The organism is Lactobacillus sp. ESL1191 (assembly GCF_058504435.1).
Window position 1 is genome coordinate 764,117 of record NZ_CP196365.1, and the last position, 14,251, is coordinate 778,367.

The following is a 14,251-nucleotide window of genomic DNA, read 5'->3' on the forward strand; positions in this document are numbered from 1 at the left end:
TTGTTTTTATTTTTCGTCCCAATCAGTGTTAGTTCCATATTCCTCTTCTGCCTGCTTTTCTAGGCTGGCATTGGTCTTAACCACACTATCTTGATACTTACTCTCAATCTCAATACCCAGGTCGGACAGCTGCTGTTTCGTTACCGGGGCTGGAGCGTGCATCATTGGTTCAGCTGCATTGGCATTCTTAGGAAAGGCTAGAACATCGCGGATGTTATCCTTTTCGGCTAGCAACATAGCAAAACGATCTAGCCCAATTGCTAAACCAGCATGTGGTGGAAAGCCCATGTCCAGTGCCTCAAGCAGATAACCAAATTGCTCATAAGCCCGTTTCTTAGAGAAGCCCAGTGCTTTAAGCATCTTTTCCTGGATTGACCGCTTGTGGATCCGGATTGACCCACCGCCAAGCTCATCTCCGTTCATGACGATGTCATAGCTGCGGGCATGGGCTTGGTGCGGATCGGTTTCAAGAAGCTTGATCCCCTCGTCATCTGGCATGGTGAAGGGATGGTGCGCTGCGATCCATCTGCCAAAGCCCTCATCATACTCAAAGAGCGGCCAGTCAACCACCCAGACAAAGTCAAAGACATTTTTAGGAATAATCCCCGTTTCCTTGGCAAATGTCCGGCGCAGATAATCGAGTGAATCGCAACAAACTTTCCACTTGTCAGCCACAAAGACCAGCAATTCACCGCCCTCAAGGCCAAATTCGGCCAGCAACGCTGACTTGTTCGCAGCGGTTAAAAAGCGGGCAACCGGTCCCGAGAATTCTCCCGCTTCATACTTAACCCAGGCAAGCCCCTTGGCGTGGTATCGCTTAATGTAGTCCTGCTTCTTTTCAATTTGCTTACGCGAGTATGCTTTTGCCCCATCCTTAACGGCAATCCCTTTGACAAAACCGCCGTTTGCAATCGCACCAGCGAAGACTTTAAAGTCACTGTCCTTGAAAACTGGACTCAGATCATGTATTTCCATCCCAAACCGGGTATCCGGCTTGTCCGTACCGTACTTGTTCATCGCATCAGTCCAAGAAATACGGGCAATTGGCGTTTTGAGATCAATGTCCATGACATCCTTCATGATTTTTTTCAAGAGACCCTCAGTGTAATCCTGCACCTGCTGCTCATCAGTAAAGGATGTCTCCAAATCAATCTGGGTAAATTCAGGTTGGCGGTCGCCCCGCAAGTCCTCGTCGCGGAAGCACCGGGCCAGCTGGTAGTATTTGTCAAAGCCCGCTCCCATGAGCAATTGCTTAAATAATTGGGGTGACTGCGGCAGAGCATAAAAACTGCCAGGATAAATTCGTGATGGTACCAGATAGTCCCGCGCACCTTCTGGTGATGACTTGCCGAGAATCGGAGTTTCAATATTGATAAAGCCATTTTCATCGAAGAATTCGTGAGTGGCGCGCAAGATTTTTGCCCGCAACATAATTGCCTGTTGTAGTGCAGGACGCCGCAGGTCAAGGTAGCGGTATTTCAACCGTAATTGTTCACCTACTTCGGCATCGTTCTTGATTTCAAAGGGCGGATTCTGCGACTTATTTAAAACCGTGATATCGTCAGCGGTCACTTCGACTTCACCGGTTTTCATGTCTGGATTGGCACTGGCCCGCTTCACTACCGTCCCCTTAACCTGAATAACGTCCTCACTCCCTATGGATTCCGCTAAGGTCATTAATTCAGGGCCTGAATCATGGTTCACCACTACCTGTACTAGCCCTTCACGGTCACGCAGGTCGATAAAGAGAAGGTTGCCCAAATTGCGAATTCGTTGCACCCAACCATACAAATTAACTTCTTGATCAAGGTATTGAGCAGTAATATTACCGCAGTAGTCTGTTCTTTTTTCCATTTTTAATCCTTCAATTGCTCCATCATTTTTTCCATCTGGTCAACATTTTCTAAGTTAAGATCAACTGTTTTACCATCCGCTAGGCGCTTAACGTTCAAAATACCGTTGGCCAGTTCCTGGGCCCCCAACGTAATTACGTATTTGGCCTGGGCCCGGTCAGCCTTTTTGAACTGTGCCTTGAGCTTCTTTTGCTCAACGTCATACTGGGCACTAAAGCCCTGCCGGCGCAAAATGCGGGCAATCTCAACGGCCTTACCTGCAGTACCTTCGCCAATATTGGTAATAAAGAAGTCAATGCCTTGATCTTCAAACAACTGCGGGTTTTGCTTTTCTAAGACCAGCATCAGGCGTTCTTCCCCGATGCCAAAGCCAACAGCCGGTGTATGTGGTCCGTCGAATTCTTCAACCAGGTTATCGTACCGACCTCCGCCTAAAATTGTCGTCGCAGACTCCCACAGGCTCTTATCTTCGACCATGAATTCATAAATAATACCAGAATAGTAGTCCAAGCCACGCACCAGGTCGTTATCAATCACATAGTCAATCCCCAAACGGTCGAGCATCTGCGTAATCTGGGCAAAGTTGGCCTTGGTTGCTTCATCTAAGTAATCAATGATCTTCGGAGCTGCTGCCAAAAAGCGCTTGTCTTGGTCATCTTTTGAATCCAAAATGCGTAAGGGATTTTTCTCCAAGCGCCGCTTAGAGTCATCTGATAGTTGGTCTCTTAATGGAGTAAAGTAATTGACCAGGGCATCACGGTAATCATGCCGGACCTGGGCATTGCCTAAAGTATTAAGGTGCAACTCATAGTTTTTTACCCCTAGTTCAGCTAATAAATCGTGGCCCAACATAATGCTTTCAACATCGGACAAAGGGTTGCTAGCACCAAAGCTCTCAATACCAATCTGGTGGAATTCCCGTTGCCGGCCGGCTTGTGGGCGCTCGTAACGAAAAGTCGATTGGATGTAGTAGACGTTAAAGGGCTTAGCCTTTTCTGGTGCATATAATTTATCTTCCACATAGGCCCGTACTACCCCGGCTGTTCCTTCGGGCCGTAAGGCGATGTGGCGGCCGCCCTTGTCTTCGAAGTCATACATCTCCTTTTCGACGACATCAGAAGTTTCACCGCTCGATCGCGCAAAAACTTCATAATTTTCGAAAGTCGGGGTCCGCATCTCCCGGTAATTTGCCCGTTTTAAAAAGTCGCGGACAGTCTGTTCAACCTGTTCCCAAGAGCCAGACTGCTCTGGCAAGATGTCGACTGTTCCTTTTGGTCTTTGAACTCTCATTTATTTCTTCCTTTTACTACAACTAAAAAACGCCCTTGAATGAATCAAGGGCGCTTTGAATTAGCACGGTACCACCTTTTGCTTGCTGCGAATAACGCTCGCGAAACGATTATTATCTGATAAAGGGGTCACAGTTAGTTTTCATCTGCTCTTTTCACCCTAGGAAGCAGTCTCTAAAATAAAAATGCTAAACTTCAATCTTCGTCATTGATAATTCTTTTTTAGAATATATTTTTACCAGTAAAAAGTCAACCTGGAAAGCTATTTTACTGGCAAATTTTACTGGTCAAGCACAATCGTGAACGGTCCATCATTTTCCAGGCTAACCTGCATGTCTGCCCCAAATTGCCCCGTTTCAACAGTTAAACCAGCTTGCCTTAATTCTTGATTAAAAACTTCCCACAATTCAGCTGACTTAGGCGGCCGCATTGCTTTCGTAAAACTGGGCCGGTTACCCTTTTTGGTGTCAGCTAACAAGGTGAACTGACTGACACTCAAGATTTTTCCGCTAACCTCTTTGATTGCTAGGTTAGTCTTACCGTGCTCATCTTCAAAAATACGCATTTTGGTAATCTTGGCGGCTGCTTTCCTGACCTGGTCAAGTTCATCGCCATCCTTTAGACCAACTAGGAGTAAGTAGCCACGGTCAATCTGGCCCACGGTCTTATCTGCAATTGCCACCTTAGCCCAGTTAACTCTTTGAATTACTACTCGCATTAATTGTCTGCCCTCCGTGTTTCATAAACGTCTGGAATATCGCGTAATTTAGTCAAAATACTATCAAGTTGAGATGAATTGTTAACGGCAACCGTTGCATAAATATGGGCAATGTTTTCTTCATTAACTTTACCAGACAGGTTGTTAATGTTAGGGGTAAGTGAATTTAGTTTGGTCAAAACATCACTTAACAGGCGGCTACGATTATAACCAAAAACCTCAATGTTGGCATTAAAGGTCTGGCCGCTATTTTCGCCCACATTTTCCCATGCTACTTCAATTAATCGGCCTTGACTGCCATCATTGGCAGTGATATTGCGGCAATCTGAACGATGAATCGTTACCCCGCGTCCTTTGGTCACGTAACCGACAATGGCATCGCCTGGAACGGGATTACAACACTTGGCCAAGTGTAACATTAAGTCACTGATTCCTTGAATCATGACCCCATTCTTATGCTTGATTTTCATCGTCGCAGCTGAATTTTTGTGGTCTTGCGGCTTGGAAGCAGACTTTTGCCCTGAATTTAAAATTTCTTCTTCCAGCTGCTGCTGTTTCTTCAACTCATCTGCCCGGCGGAGGTCGGCCGTTAGCCGATTTACGACACTGGTTGCCGACAAGTCACCAAAGCCAACGGCAGCATACATTTCATCCGTTGTATGGTAGTTTAACTGTTCTAAAATTTGTTCAAGGTGATCCTTATCCAGAAATTCCTTAGGGGACAGATCCTGCTGACGTAGCTTGTCGTTAATCATCTGTTCGCCCTGTTCAATACTATTTTCACGATCAAGATTACGGAAATAGCGGCGAATCTTATTGCGTGCCCGCGAAGTTTTGACCATATCAACCCAATCACGAGAGGGCTTAGCATTTGATTGGGTCATAATGTCGATGACATCACCATTTTTTAACTTATAATCAAGTGGCACTAACTTACCATTAACTTTCGCGCCAACAGCGTGTCCACCAACCTGAGTATGGATTTCATAAGCAAAGTCAAGTGTTACTGAGCCCTTAGGTAGTTCGTAGACTTCTCCTTTAGGCGTGAACACATAAACACGATCTGAAAAGATTTCACTCTTAACGTTCTTCATGAACTCGCCAGCATCTTGCGTTTCATCCTTTAATTCCAGAATTTCCCGCACCATGTCTAACTTTTCATTTGAACTTGTTTGTGCTACTCCAGTTGTATTGCCGCGCTTGTATGCCCAATGGGCAGCAACTCCGTATTCGGCAATCTCATGCATCTGTTCTGTCCTGATCTGAATTTCCAGCGGTCGACCACCAGGACCAATGATAGTAGTGTGCAACGATTGGTAACCATTAACCTTAGGAACTGCAATGTAATCCTTAAAGCGTCCAGGCATTGGTTTCCACTTCGTATGAACTGCCCCCAAAACGGCATAGCAATCCTTAACGCTTTTAACTATTACCCGCACTGCCAGCAAGTCATAGATATCATTAAAGTCCTTGTGCTTGTTGACCATCTTTTTGTAGATCGAGTAGATATGCTTAGGTCGGCCGTATATTTCGTACTTAATACCCAAACTATCTAAACTAGCTTTCAAAGTCTTAATTGCATCTTGAATATACCCTTCACGTTCACTGCGCTTTGAATTCATTAGGCTAACAATCTTATAGTAGGACTCGGGATTTAAGTAGTGAAAGCTCATGTCTTCCAGTTCCCACTTAATTGTCCCGATTCCCAGCCGGTCAGCCAGGGGTGCATAAATATCCATTGTTTCCGAAGCAATCCGGCGCTGCTTGTCAGGGCGCAAGTGCTCCAGAGTATGCATGTTATGGAGCCGGTCGGCTAGCTTAACCATAATTACTCGGATGTCCTTGGCCATTGCAATCAACATTTTACGGTGATTTTCAGCTAAAAATTCTTGGTGTGACTTATATTCGTACTTATTCAACTTAGTGACGCCATCAACCATGAAGGCAACGTCCTTACCAAAGTTCGCCTTGATATCGGCATTAGTAACAGATGTATCTTCAACTGTATCGTGTAAAAAACCCGCCGCAATTGTATCCGGATCAAGACTCAATTTGGCTAAAGTGCCTGCCACCTGCGTTGGGTGAACGATATAGGGCTGGCCCGACGCCCGCTTTTGTCCTTGGTGCGCTTCTTTGGCAAAGTCATAAGCTTTTTCGACAAAAGCAATTTGTTCCGCTGACATATATTTTTTACAAGCGGCAAGCACTTGCTCATGCGTCATTTCCTTGTATTTCGACATAAAAGACCCTTCTATTTGTATATTTGTTTGTCCATCAGGCCAAAAATTTCAAAAATTAAATAAATCAACCCAAACAGGTAGTTGTAATTTGCATACTTAAATAAAACAAGCAAGCAAAAACAAACTGGTAAAAATAGCAACCAGTAGCGCTTTAGGTTGATTGTTTTAACTAAATTACCCACGTGATAGCTGATGATGCTATTAACCAGAACAAATAAGATGCCAACTCGAACCGTTGTCAGTATTCGTAGTAAACTGAAAATTAGCGGTAGTATGACCACTAACAGCGACCACCAGATTACTGGCATCGGCTGATATTGATTTACCTTTCGAATAAATGGTATGTGATTAAGTTTATCAATCAATTTGCTAATTCCTTACTTAGTCTTAGATTCATATTATAACTCTTCTTGATCTTCTTTTCTCTCAATTACTAAGCCAACCCACCGTTCTTGTTTCATCGTAAGGGCAATCTGAAAACCATGTTGGTCAAGGGCCTGCTTGATTTTGTCGAACTGCAAGTAATCGATCCCAGAAAAAATGACTTGCCCGCCATTATTTAAATGTTCATCCAATTGCGGAATTAAATCAAGCAAAATCTCTGCCAAAATATTAGCCACAATCAGGTCATACTTGCCCGATACTCCTGCCAGTAGGCTAGTCTGCCTAATATCAATGTTAGTCAACTGGTTCAAGGCAATATTTTCGTGAGCAGCTGTAATTGCCTCATCAGAAATGTCAGTTGCGAGTACTTGCTCGGCTCCCAAAAGGGCAGCTGCAATTGCCAAAATCCCCGACCCGGTACCAACATCGACTATCTTCATGGGCTTGATTAGAGCTCGTTCCAGCCCCATCAGAGCTAGCTGAGTAGTGGTATGATTACCTGTGCCAAAGGCCAGACCCGGATCTAACTTGATTAGTTGCTGATCATTAAATTGGGGCTGGTATTTTTCCCATTCTGGTACAATCGCCAAATGCCGCGAAAGGTTAAGTACGTGATAAAATTTTTGCCAAACGGTATTCCAATCCTCGTCCTCAATATAACTGGCACTTACCTGGGCTAGGCCAGTTGCTAGGCCAAGCTGCTGCAGTTCCTTCAACTTGGTTCGATACTCATTGATTAAGTGCTCACGATCACTTTCCCCACTGAAGTAAGCCATAAACTGTAGGTCGTCAGGTAAGTTGGCGATTTCAGCTAGCTCAACTACAGTCGCATCATGCTTCCAGCCTGCTTCTTCAAAGTCAGACCGCTGCCGCACTTCAATTCCCTGACTCTGTAATACGTCTTGACTATAGCTAGTCAGCGCGTCTTCCACTTCGTGGCTGGTCTCTACTTTAATCACTAACAATTTCATCGTTCTACCCCTTTTTGTTTTTCTTTTATCAATGCTATGATTAATGGTGGTGATATTAACTATGTCTAAAAAGAAACAGAAAATTGAAAAAACCCTCGTCGAGAAAATACTTGATCGCAACCAGATTCCCTACCATCAAACGGTCTTTGCTACTCACGCAGATGCAGGCGGTGTAGCCCAAATGGATACTTCTATTTTAAACGAGAATGAACATTTGGTCTACAAGACACTGGTCTGCACTGGCAACAAAACTGGTGTGGTGGTTGGTGTTATTCCGGTAACAGCCCATTTGAGTATGAAGAAGTTGGCCCAGCATTCTGGTAATAAGAAGTGTGAGCTACTCCCGCTAAAGGACCTTGAACGGACTACAGGCTACGTCCATGGGGCCAACACCCCAATCGGCATCTACTTCAAACATCACTTTCCAATTTTTCTTGATGAAAGTATGGAAAATGAAGCAGAGATTGCCGTTTCCAGTGGCAAAGTTGGGCGCAGCGTTTTTCTAGATCCGCATGATTTGCAAAAAGTTACCGCTGGAATCTTTGGTGATTTGTTAGAATAAAGGTTCCTGCTTGGGCGGTAGCAATAGCTGCCAGAATATATTGGTAAAGATAATTAATGAAGCAAGATAAGGACGATCAAAATGACATTATTAACTGATGAACAACTAGCAAATATCGCACATGATTATTTTCTCAGTAAGTTAAACATTGCCGATATTTCCAAGAAATACAACCTTTCCCGCTACCTAATTACAAAGGCAATCGAAGAAGCCCAAGACAAGGGGATTGTCAAAATCAGCATTTACCAAAGCCCCAAACGCGCCGAAAAACTGGAAAAAGAACTGCAACGTTTGTTCAACCTGAAAGAAGTATACATCTTAACGGACTTGGAAACTAAAAACCAAGATAATGAGATGATTGTTAATTATGCCGCTAAACAGATTCAAAATTACGCTAAGTCCGCACACGTCATTGGCCTAACTTGGGGTACGTTGTTGAAGGACATTATTAACAACTTTTCCGAAACCAATCAGGAAAATCTAACCTTCGTTCAACTTTTGGGCCAGGCTGTCAATTCGAGTAAACGAAAAAATCAACTAGTCCAAGAGGCTGCAGACAAGTTTAACGCCCAAAGTCTGACCTTCCCGGCCCCGTTATATGCAATCAACCCGGACCTGGTACAGAATATCAAGCAGGAACCCTATTACCAGTATATTGAACACTTCTTTGCGCAGATCGACCTTGCTTTTGCTAGTATCGGAACAGTTCAGTCCCTTGAATCAGGCCAGTTTTTTATGGACCATTATGCAGACCACCTGTTTGAACCGGGGAAACAGGAAGAAATTGCCGGTATTATCTTTGGTCGCCCCTATGACATTAAGGGTAACTTTTACCAGCCGCTTGAAGCCCACATTTCTGGCATTAGTCTTGATGACATTATGCGCATCCCTAACCGCTTTGTGACGGTGAAGAACCGCTTTAAGGAAGATGCCCTACTCGGCGCACTTAGAAGCAGAGTAATCACCCACTTGCTAACAACTAGTGGCATTGCAGAGCGCGTATTACACAAAAATCAGCAGCTCTAACAAAATGTCTGGGCAAAAATTTTACTAATGTATTCCTGCATTTCTGCTACGGAGTGCCGCCGCGAGCGCGCACACTCTTTGGCTGGCCGGTTGCATAAAAAGCATTTGCGCGGTAACAGACCATTATCTAAACGAGATAGGGCCTGTTTTTGGTTTTGCACCAGCACATCAGCGTCAAACAAACGGTTAATTTCAGCCGCATCTTCAAAGGATATGGCCAGTTGTTTAACCTTAGCGGCGTCTACTTTTAAGATGTAAAACTGTTCACAGCCAGTTTCTTGATGCCAAGTTGCAAACGTTGTGTAGGCATATTGTTTTTCCTGGAGCCGCTCTTCTAGGTCAGAGATGCCTGCTTCAAATAATTTCTGCAAGTAGCGGTTATTTTTGATTGGTCCTGGAATATTGAGCTTAACATCAAGCAGGGTTGCCTGGGGATACTGCTGAAAGGCTTTTCTTTGCAATGCCAGTCGGTCATCCCGATTGGCTAATACCGTCTTAATATCCTGTTCTTGACCCGCTAGAAAGATTGACTTACTCATTGCAGTCACGTCACCATCCTCTTTTAAATATTATAACTAAAAAAACGTGAAAATCGGCTTTGAACTTATTTTCACGTTTTTAATTTTAGTCTTTAACTTGTTTTATTTGATCAATTATGGTGCCATCCCGATACTGAGTTAACGCAACCGTCCGGTTAGTATATTCTAGCGGTTGGGGAACACCAACCTGCTCTTCAGCCATCTTTTGCAGTTCTTTGATGTCCACCAAGTTGAGGTCAGGAACTTGGCTGAAGACTTCGAGTAAGTCCTGACGGTTAGGGTTGACGGCAATTCCGCGCTCGGTTACCAAGACATCAATTGAACTGCCAGGTGTAACCACAGTTTCAACCGCTGGAACAACAGTTGCGTTACGGCCACGCACAAGTGGTGCAGTAATGATGGTCAGCTTGGCAGAAGCAGCATCCTGGTGACCACCAATGGCTCCCCGAATCACCCCATCAGATCCCGTCATCACATTCACATTGAAATCAGTGTCAATCTGTAGGGCTGAGAGAATCGCGATATCGAGGTTATTAACCACTGCGCCCTTGTTATGCGGATCAGCGTACCAAGAGGCATCAATTTCTTGCTGACCACTATTCTTGGCCATGGACAGGGCTGCGCCCTTGTCAAAATCCTGGACATCCATGATTTTCTTGACCAAGCCCTCCTCTAAAAGATCGGTTGTTGGCTTAGTAATTCCGCCTAGAGCAAAAGAGGCTGTCAATCCGTCTTTAAGCATTGACTGGCGCAAATAGCGCGTAACTGCTAGCGCTGCACCACCAGAACCAGTTTGGAACGAAAAGCCCTGCTGATAGTAAGGTGAATTCACGATTACCTGATTAACCATCTCGGCAATCTTTAATTCCTTAGGATCCTTGGTAAAACGGGTAGCACCGGAACCTATCTGGTCAGAATCGCCAATTTTAGCTACCTTAACAACGTAGTCAACCTGTGTTTGCTTAATTGATGCCGGCGTATTAGGATAATCAACAATGTTGTCAGTCAAAAGAACGACCTTGTCGGCATATTGAGCATCGATTAAGGCGTAACCTAAAGAACCAAAGACTGCGTCACCGTCTTGACCATTGGCATTGCCAGCGGGATCAGAAACTGGAACGCCCAAAAAAGCAATGTCGATTTTGATCTCGCCCTCTTCAATTGACCGAGCACGATTACCGTGTGAACGAAAGATGACCGGATTCTTCAGTCCACCTCGCGAGACAAATTCACCTAGACTACCGCGCATACCAGACGAAGTGATATTGGTGATTACTCCCTTTTTAATGGCCTCAATTACCTTATCGTTCATAATACCGGTAAGCGAGGATGGGGCCAAAGTTAAATTCTGGTAGCCCATTGCAATAATTTGGTCCATTACTTCATTGAAGGCAAAGTCTCCATTGCGAAAATGGTGGTGGAATGAAATTGTCATTCCATCTTTCAAGGTCTCTTTAATAACCTTGGCCAGTGATTCAGCTACCTTATTTGTTCCCGTAGTAACTGCCACTTTAGGTGCTACCCGTTTTATTTCCGGATTACCAATCTCACTTGACGTAAATGGTGCTAAATTCATTTGTGCCATTAATGCAGCTGGTAATTCACGGTTTACCCTATTTTTCAATGTACTTTCCCTCCTCATCAATCAGCTTAGAAGCCTTGGCCGTTTCAAGGACCCGGTTAGCTTTTTCAACCACTGGCTTATCAACCATCTTACCGTTCAGCGAAATAACTCCAGAGCCCTTAGCCTTGGCTTCGCGAATCGCATTTTGAACAGCTAGGGCCGCTTCAATCTCATCCTTAGTCGGGTTGAAAACCTCGTTGACCATTGAAACTTGTCGCGGATTAACGAGTGACTTACCGTCATAACCCAATTCATAGATATAACGAGTTTCTCGGTAGAATCCCTCCAGGTCATTCATATTGGAAAAAACCGTGTCAAAGGCATAGACATCAGCAGCCCGGGCTGCTTGGAGAACCATATTACGCGCAAATTCGAGTTCACGACCATCGGGATAACGGTGGGTGTGCATGTCAGCGGTGTAATCTTCACCAGAAACAGCCAGTCCCATCATTAATGGCGAGGCTGCGGCAATTGCTGGTGCATTCAAAACCCCCTTGGCGCTTTCAATTGCCGCCATCACACCAATAGAGCCCTGGGCTAACCCATATTCCGCTTCAGCTCTTTCCATGTCATGAACTAATTTTTGAATCATTTCCGCCGATTCAGTCTTAGGCAGCCGAATAACGTCCACGCCAGCTCGTACCATCGCTTTGACATCTTCGTCATAAAACGGTGTATCTTGCCCATTAATTCTGACCACAATTTCTGCTCCTCCGAAGTCAACCGTCTTGATGGCGTTATAAACCAACATTCTAGCTGCATCTTTTTCAGTCAAGGAAACCGCATCTTCCAAGTCTAGCATAATTGAATCTGCCCCATAAATACCAGCATCCTTAATCATTGCTGGATTGTTACCAGGAACAAACATCATGGTTCGCCGCAAACGATTTTTAACGTAAGTCATTTATTGCAATACCTCCAATTTGGGCTGGTCTGTTGTTCCGGTTGCCCGTTGCACAGCAGCTAACGTCCGCGCTGCAACGACACAGTCAAGGGCCCCTTTATCCGTTGCCTTGATCTTGGCACTAGTAATACCAAAATCGGTCAAAGTAGCGGTAATTACCTTTTTAATTTGCTTACCATAAGCCTTAGCAACCTCTGAATCAAGCTCAATTTGAATTCCTCCGGTTGCCGGTAACACCATAATTTGGATATCAGAAGATTCTAAAGTGCCGGCGACACCAACTGTTTTAATTTCCATTAATGTTCATTCCTTCCTTAATTCTTTTTTGTAAATCTTGCTGATGCGCTAGCATAAAATTCATCGTGCTAGCTGGCACCAGTGCAGCAATTGCCGCAAGCTGATCTGTTTTAAGCAACTGTCTAACGCGAGTTGCTGTAATAATTTGCTCCTTAGTGCTAAAGCGTTCAACAATTCTGACGTCAATCTCAGGACTTAGGATATTAACCAAACTTTGGTTATAGAAATTAGTTGTCCGTGAAAATGGTTCAGTTCCTAGATAACGACGTTTAATTGCTAATGCTGGTGCAATCTTATTTTTAAAAACAAGAGCATCAACTGCAGTTTGACTGACGATCAGTTCAGCGGGCGACTTTAAAAAATAAGCCGGAAAAGTTGATTGCGAAACTAAATAGTCGCCCCCGCTGACGACCAGTACATTGTCCAAGTCGGCCGTACCGGCCTTAACCAGTTCCTGCCGTTCTTTTGTGTTAAACAGTGAAGCATCTGTTGCAACAACAAAGACATAAACCAGGTCATTTTCTCGACTGGCTAGTTCCACCAGTTGCCGGTGTCCAAGTGTAAAGGGGTTGGCATTCATGACGATAGCCGCAACTTGCTGGCTAGCTTGGTTAGCAACCTGCGGAAGTTTAACCAAAAAGTCATCAATATCAGGTGTCCCAGTTTCCAAAAAGGCAGCCGTTTCAGTTCGAGCTAATTCAGTAAATCCCAGATGGGCAAAACTAGCTGCATACTCCTCCTTGGTAAAGACTAAACTGTGGTAAATATTTTGATTAAACAAATACTGCTGCAAAACTGTCACTAGTTGATTGAACCGCGCCCCTGCCACTGCATCTTGGTTACAGACAGCAAGATATTTCAAAACATTGCCAACAACACTGCCAGTGCCGACTAGTTCATTTTGATCATCAAATAGTCCAAAGGTATGGTCAATAACCTCAACTTCCCGTGAACTAAAGTTGGTAATCCCCCTTTTTGCCAGGAAATTTTCCCACTTTTTGCGTGTCGCTGGAATATTTAAATACAAGTCAACTATCTTATCCATTTGCTTTTACCTTTTTAAGAAAGCTCATCACTTGCTGATAGACCAGCTGGGGTTGTTCCGCTTGTAGCAAATGGCCACAATTAGGAATTGTTTCAGCCTTAATCACAGAATTTAGGGTCGTCATGGCAGCAGCAAAGTGATAGTCAAAAACGGTGAATTTTCACCTGCTAGGACCAACATTGGCACTTTCAATCCAACCAATACATCCCACCAGTCTTGCGCTGCATGGTCAATCCGACAGAGAAAATTATCTTCGGGATGATATGGGAACTTCTGCGCTTCAGCCTTAGCCTGGTTGAACATGGTGTCATCAACGTGGCTATAGATACCAGTACCAAAATCAAATTTAAGGTACTGCGGAAAGTTTTCCCAAGTTAAATCTTTAAAGCCATACTGCCAAGATTGATCCTTAATCATCTTAGGTGGCTGATCTAAGTCAACCAGGGCCCGAAAACGGTTCTCACCAAATAATGAAATAGTCGCCCATAAGTTGGCCACTCCCATCGAATTACCTATGCCAACCACAGATTTTAGGTTCAGCTGCTGCATCAGTTCTGCCAAATCGACAGCGTGTCGACTTATTCTTTGTCCTTTAAAGGTGCGCTCCGATTTGCCTTGATTGCGCGGATCGAGCACAATAAAACGAAAATCCTGACTAAAGAGTTGAGCGCACTGCTGCCACATTAGCGCCGAACCACCAATACCTGGAACGGCCAAGATTGGTGGCTGATCGGTTAAGCTATCATAATAATTAATCCTTACCCCATCATTGGTAATGAAGTTAAATTGTTGCAGCATT

13 protein-coding genes and 1 pseudogene are annotated in these 14,251 nt (G+C 44.3%); 3 read left to right on the top strand and 11 right to left on the bottom strand.

The window, feature by feature from the left end:
• Window positions 1-6: 6 nt before the first annotated feature.
• The 4 genes from aspS to ACSYSN_RS04030 all read right to left on the bottom strand — a co-directional run bounded on the left by aspS (window position 7) and on the right by ACSYSN_RS04030 (window position 6,100).
• Entirely contained in the window at window positions 7-1,854 is a 1,848-nt protein-coding gene (gene aspS, locus ACSYSN_RS04015; RefSeq protein ID WP_491712852.1) for an aspartate--tRNA ligase, read from the bottom strand.
• 2 nt (window positions 1,855-1,856) lie between these two features.
• Window positions 1,857-3,143, bottom strand: a complete 1,287-nt coding sequence (hisS, locus tag ACSYSN_RS04020; RefSeq protein WP_491712853.1) for a histidine--tRNA ligase — start codon at window positions 3,141-3,143, stop codon at window positions 1,857-1,859.
• A 279-nt stretch (window positions 3,144-3,422) separates the two neighbouring features.
• Window positions 3,423-3,860, bottom strand: coding sequence for a D-aminoacyl-tRNA deacylase (gene dtd / locus ACSYSN_RS04025; protein WP_491712854.1), 438 nt, complete (start codon window positions 3,858-3,860; stop codon window positions 3,423-3,425).
• Window positions 3,860-6,100: a RelA/SpoT family protein gene (locus ACSYSN_RS04030; RefSeq protein WP_491712855.1), complete on the bottom strand. Its 2,241-nt coding sequence runs from the start codon at window positions 6,098-6,100 to the stop codon at window positions 3,860-3,862. Before ACSYSN_RS04030 ends, dtd begins: the two co-directional genes overlap by 1 nt.
• A gap of 192 nt (window positions 6,101-6,292) precedes the next feature.
• Between ACSYSN_RS04030 and ACSYSN_RS04035 the strand changes: the two genes are divergently transcribed.
• Window positions 6,293-6,415: a hypothetical protein gene (locus tag ACSYSN_RS04035; RefSeq protein ID WP_317636810.1), complete on the top strand. Its 123-nt coding sequence runs from the start codon at window positions 6,293-6,295 to the stop codon at window positions 6,413-6,415.
• An 83-nt stretch (window positions 6,416-6,498) separates the two neighbouring features.
• On the opposite strand, the gene prmA is transcribed toward ACSYSN_RS04035, so the two are convergent.
• Window positions 6,499-7,455: a 50S ribosomal protein L11 methyltransferase gene (gene prmA / locus ACSYSN_RS04040; RefSeq protein ID WP_491712856.1), complete on the bottom strand. Its 957-nt coding sequence runs from the start codon at window positions 7,453-7,455 to the stop codon at window positions 6,499-6,501.
• A gap of 61 nt (window positions 7,456-7,516) precedes the next feature.
• On the opposite strand from prmA, the gene ACSYSN_RS04045 reads away from it, so the two are divergent.
• Together ACSYSN_RS04045 and ACSYSN_RS04050 are read left to right on the top strand one after the other, a co-directional pair.
• Complete coding sequence (locus ACSYSN_RS04045; RefSeq protein ID WP_317636812.1) at window positions 7,517-8,017, top strand: aminoacyl-tRNA deacylase; 501 nt, start codon at window positions 7,517-7,519, stop codon at window positions 8,015-8,017.
• An 81-nt stretch (window positions 8,018-8,098) separates the two neighbouring features.
• Window positions 8,099-9,043 carry a sugar-binding transcriptional regulator gene (locus ACSYSN_RS04050; RefSeq protein ID WP_491712857.1) on the top strand — a complete coding sequence of 315 codons (945 nt, stop codon included), beginning with the start codon at window positions 8,099-8,101 and terminating at the stop codon, window positions 9,041-9,043.
• Here the strand turns inward: ACSYSN_RS04050 and citX are convergent.
• From citX to ACSYSN_RS04080, 6 genes and pseudogenes are all read right to left on the bottom strand, one after another.
• On the bottom strand, window positions 9,040-9,582 hold the full coding sequence (citX, locus tag ACSYSN_RS04055; protein ID WP_491712899.1) for a citrate lyase holo-[acyl-carrier protein] synthase: 543 nt from the start codon (window positions 9,580-9,582) through the stop codon (window positions 9,040-9,042). The genes ACSYSN_RS04050 and citX overlap by 4 nt on opposite strands.
• Window positions 9,583-9,667: 85 nt before the next feature.
• On the bottom strand, window positions 9,668-11,206 hold the full coding sequence (citF, locus tag ACSYSN_RS04060) for a citrate lyase subunit alpha (protein WP_491712858.1): 1,539 nt from the start codon (window positions 11,204-11,206) through the stop codon (window positions 9,668-9,670).
• Window positions 11,196-12,110, bottom strand: a complete 915-nt coding sequence (locus ACSYSN_RS04065; protein WP_491712859.1) for an aldolase/citrate lyase family protein — start codon at window positions 12,108-12,110, stop codon at window positions 11,196-11,198. Before ACSYSN_RS04065 ends, citF begins: the two co-directional genes overlap by 11 nt.
• Complete coding sequence (citD, locus tag ACSYSN_RS04070; protein ID WP_491712860.1) at window positions 12,111-12,407, bottom strand: citrate lyase acyl carrier protein; 297 nt, start codon at window positions 12,405-12,407, stop codon at window positions 12,111-12,113.
• Window positions 12,397-13,452 (bottom strand): [citrate (pro-3S)-lyase] ligase, encoded by a 1,056-nt coding sequence (citC, locus tag ACSYSN_RS04075; protein WP_491712861.1) that lies wholly within the window; start codon window positions 13,450-13,452, stop codon window positions 12,397-12,399. Before citC ends, citD begins: the two co-directional genes overlap by 11 nt.
• Window positions 13,445-14,250: pseudogene (locus ACSYSN_RS04080) on the bottom strand (alpha/beta fold hydrolase). The gene citC and the pseudogene ACSYSN_RS04080 overlap by 8 nt, the downstream one beginning before the upstream one ends.
• Between the last annotated feature and the right edge of the window lies 1 nt (window position 14,251).

Bases quoted from the DNA above. Each gene is read 5' to 3' on its own strand.
- ACSYSN_RS04030 (WP_491712855.1), bottom strand. From the start codon at position 6,100: ATGTCGAAATACAAGGAAATGACGCATGAGCAAGTGCTTGCCGCTTGT.
- citD (WP_491712860.1), bottom strand. From the start codon at position 12,407: ATGGAAATTAAAACAGTTGGTGTCGCCGGCACTTTAGAATCTTCTGAT.
- ACSYSN_RS04045 (WP_317636812.1), top strand. From the start codon at position 7,517: ATGTCTAAAAAGAAACAGAAAATTGAAAAAACCCTCGTCGAGAAAATA.
- ACSYSN_RS04050 (WP_491712857.1), top strand. From the start codon at position 8,099: ATGACATTATTAACTGATGAACAACTAGCAAATATCGCACATGATTAT.
- prmA (WP_491712856.1), bottom strand. From the start codon at position 7,455: ATGAAATTGTTAGTGATTAAAGTAGAGACCAGCCACGAAGTGGAAGAC.
- ACSYSN_RS04035 (WP_317636810.1), top strand. From the start codon at position 6,293: ATGATGCTATTAACCAGAACAAATAAGATGCCAACTCGAACCGTTGTC.
- ACSYSN_RS04065 (WP_491712859.1), bottom strand. From the start codon at position 12,110: ATGACTTACGTTAAAAATCGTTTGCGGCGAACCATGATGTTTGTTCCT.
- citX (WP_491712899.1), bottom strand. From the start codon at position 9,582: ATGAGTAAGTCAATCTTTCTAGCGGGTCAAGAACAGGATATTAAGACG.
- dtd (WP_491712854.1), bottom strand. From the start codon at position 3,860: ATGCGAGTAGTAATTCAAAGAGTTAACTGGGCTAAGGTGGCAATTGCA.
- hisS (WP_491712853.1), bottom strand. From the start codon at position 3,143: ATGAGAGTTCAAAGACCAAAAGGAACAGTCGACATCTTGCCAGAGCAG.
- aspS (WP_491712852.1), bottom strand. From the start codon at position 1,854: ATGGAAAAAAGAACAGACTACTGCGGTAATATTACTGCTCAATACCTT.
- citC (WP_491712861.1), bottom strand. From the start codon at position 13,452: ATGGATAAGATAGTTGACTTGTATTTAAATATTCCAGCGACACGCAAA.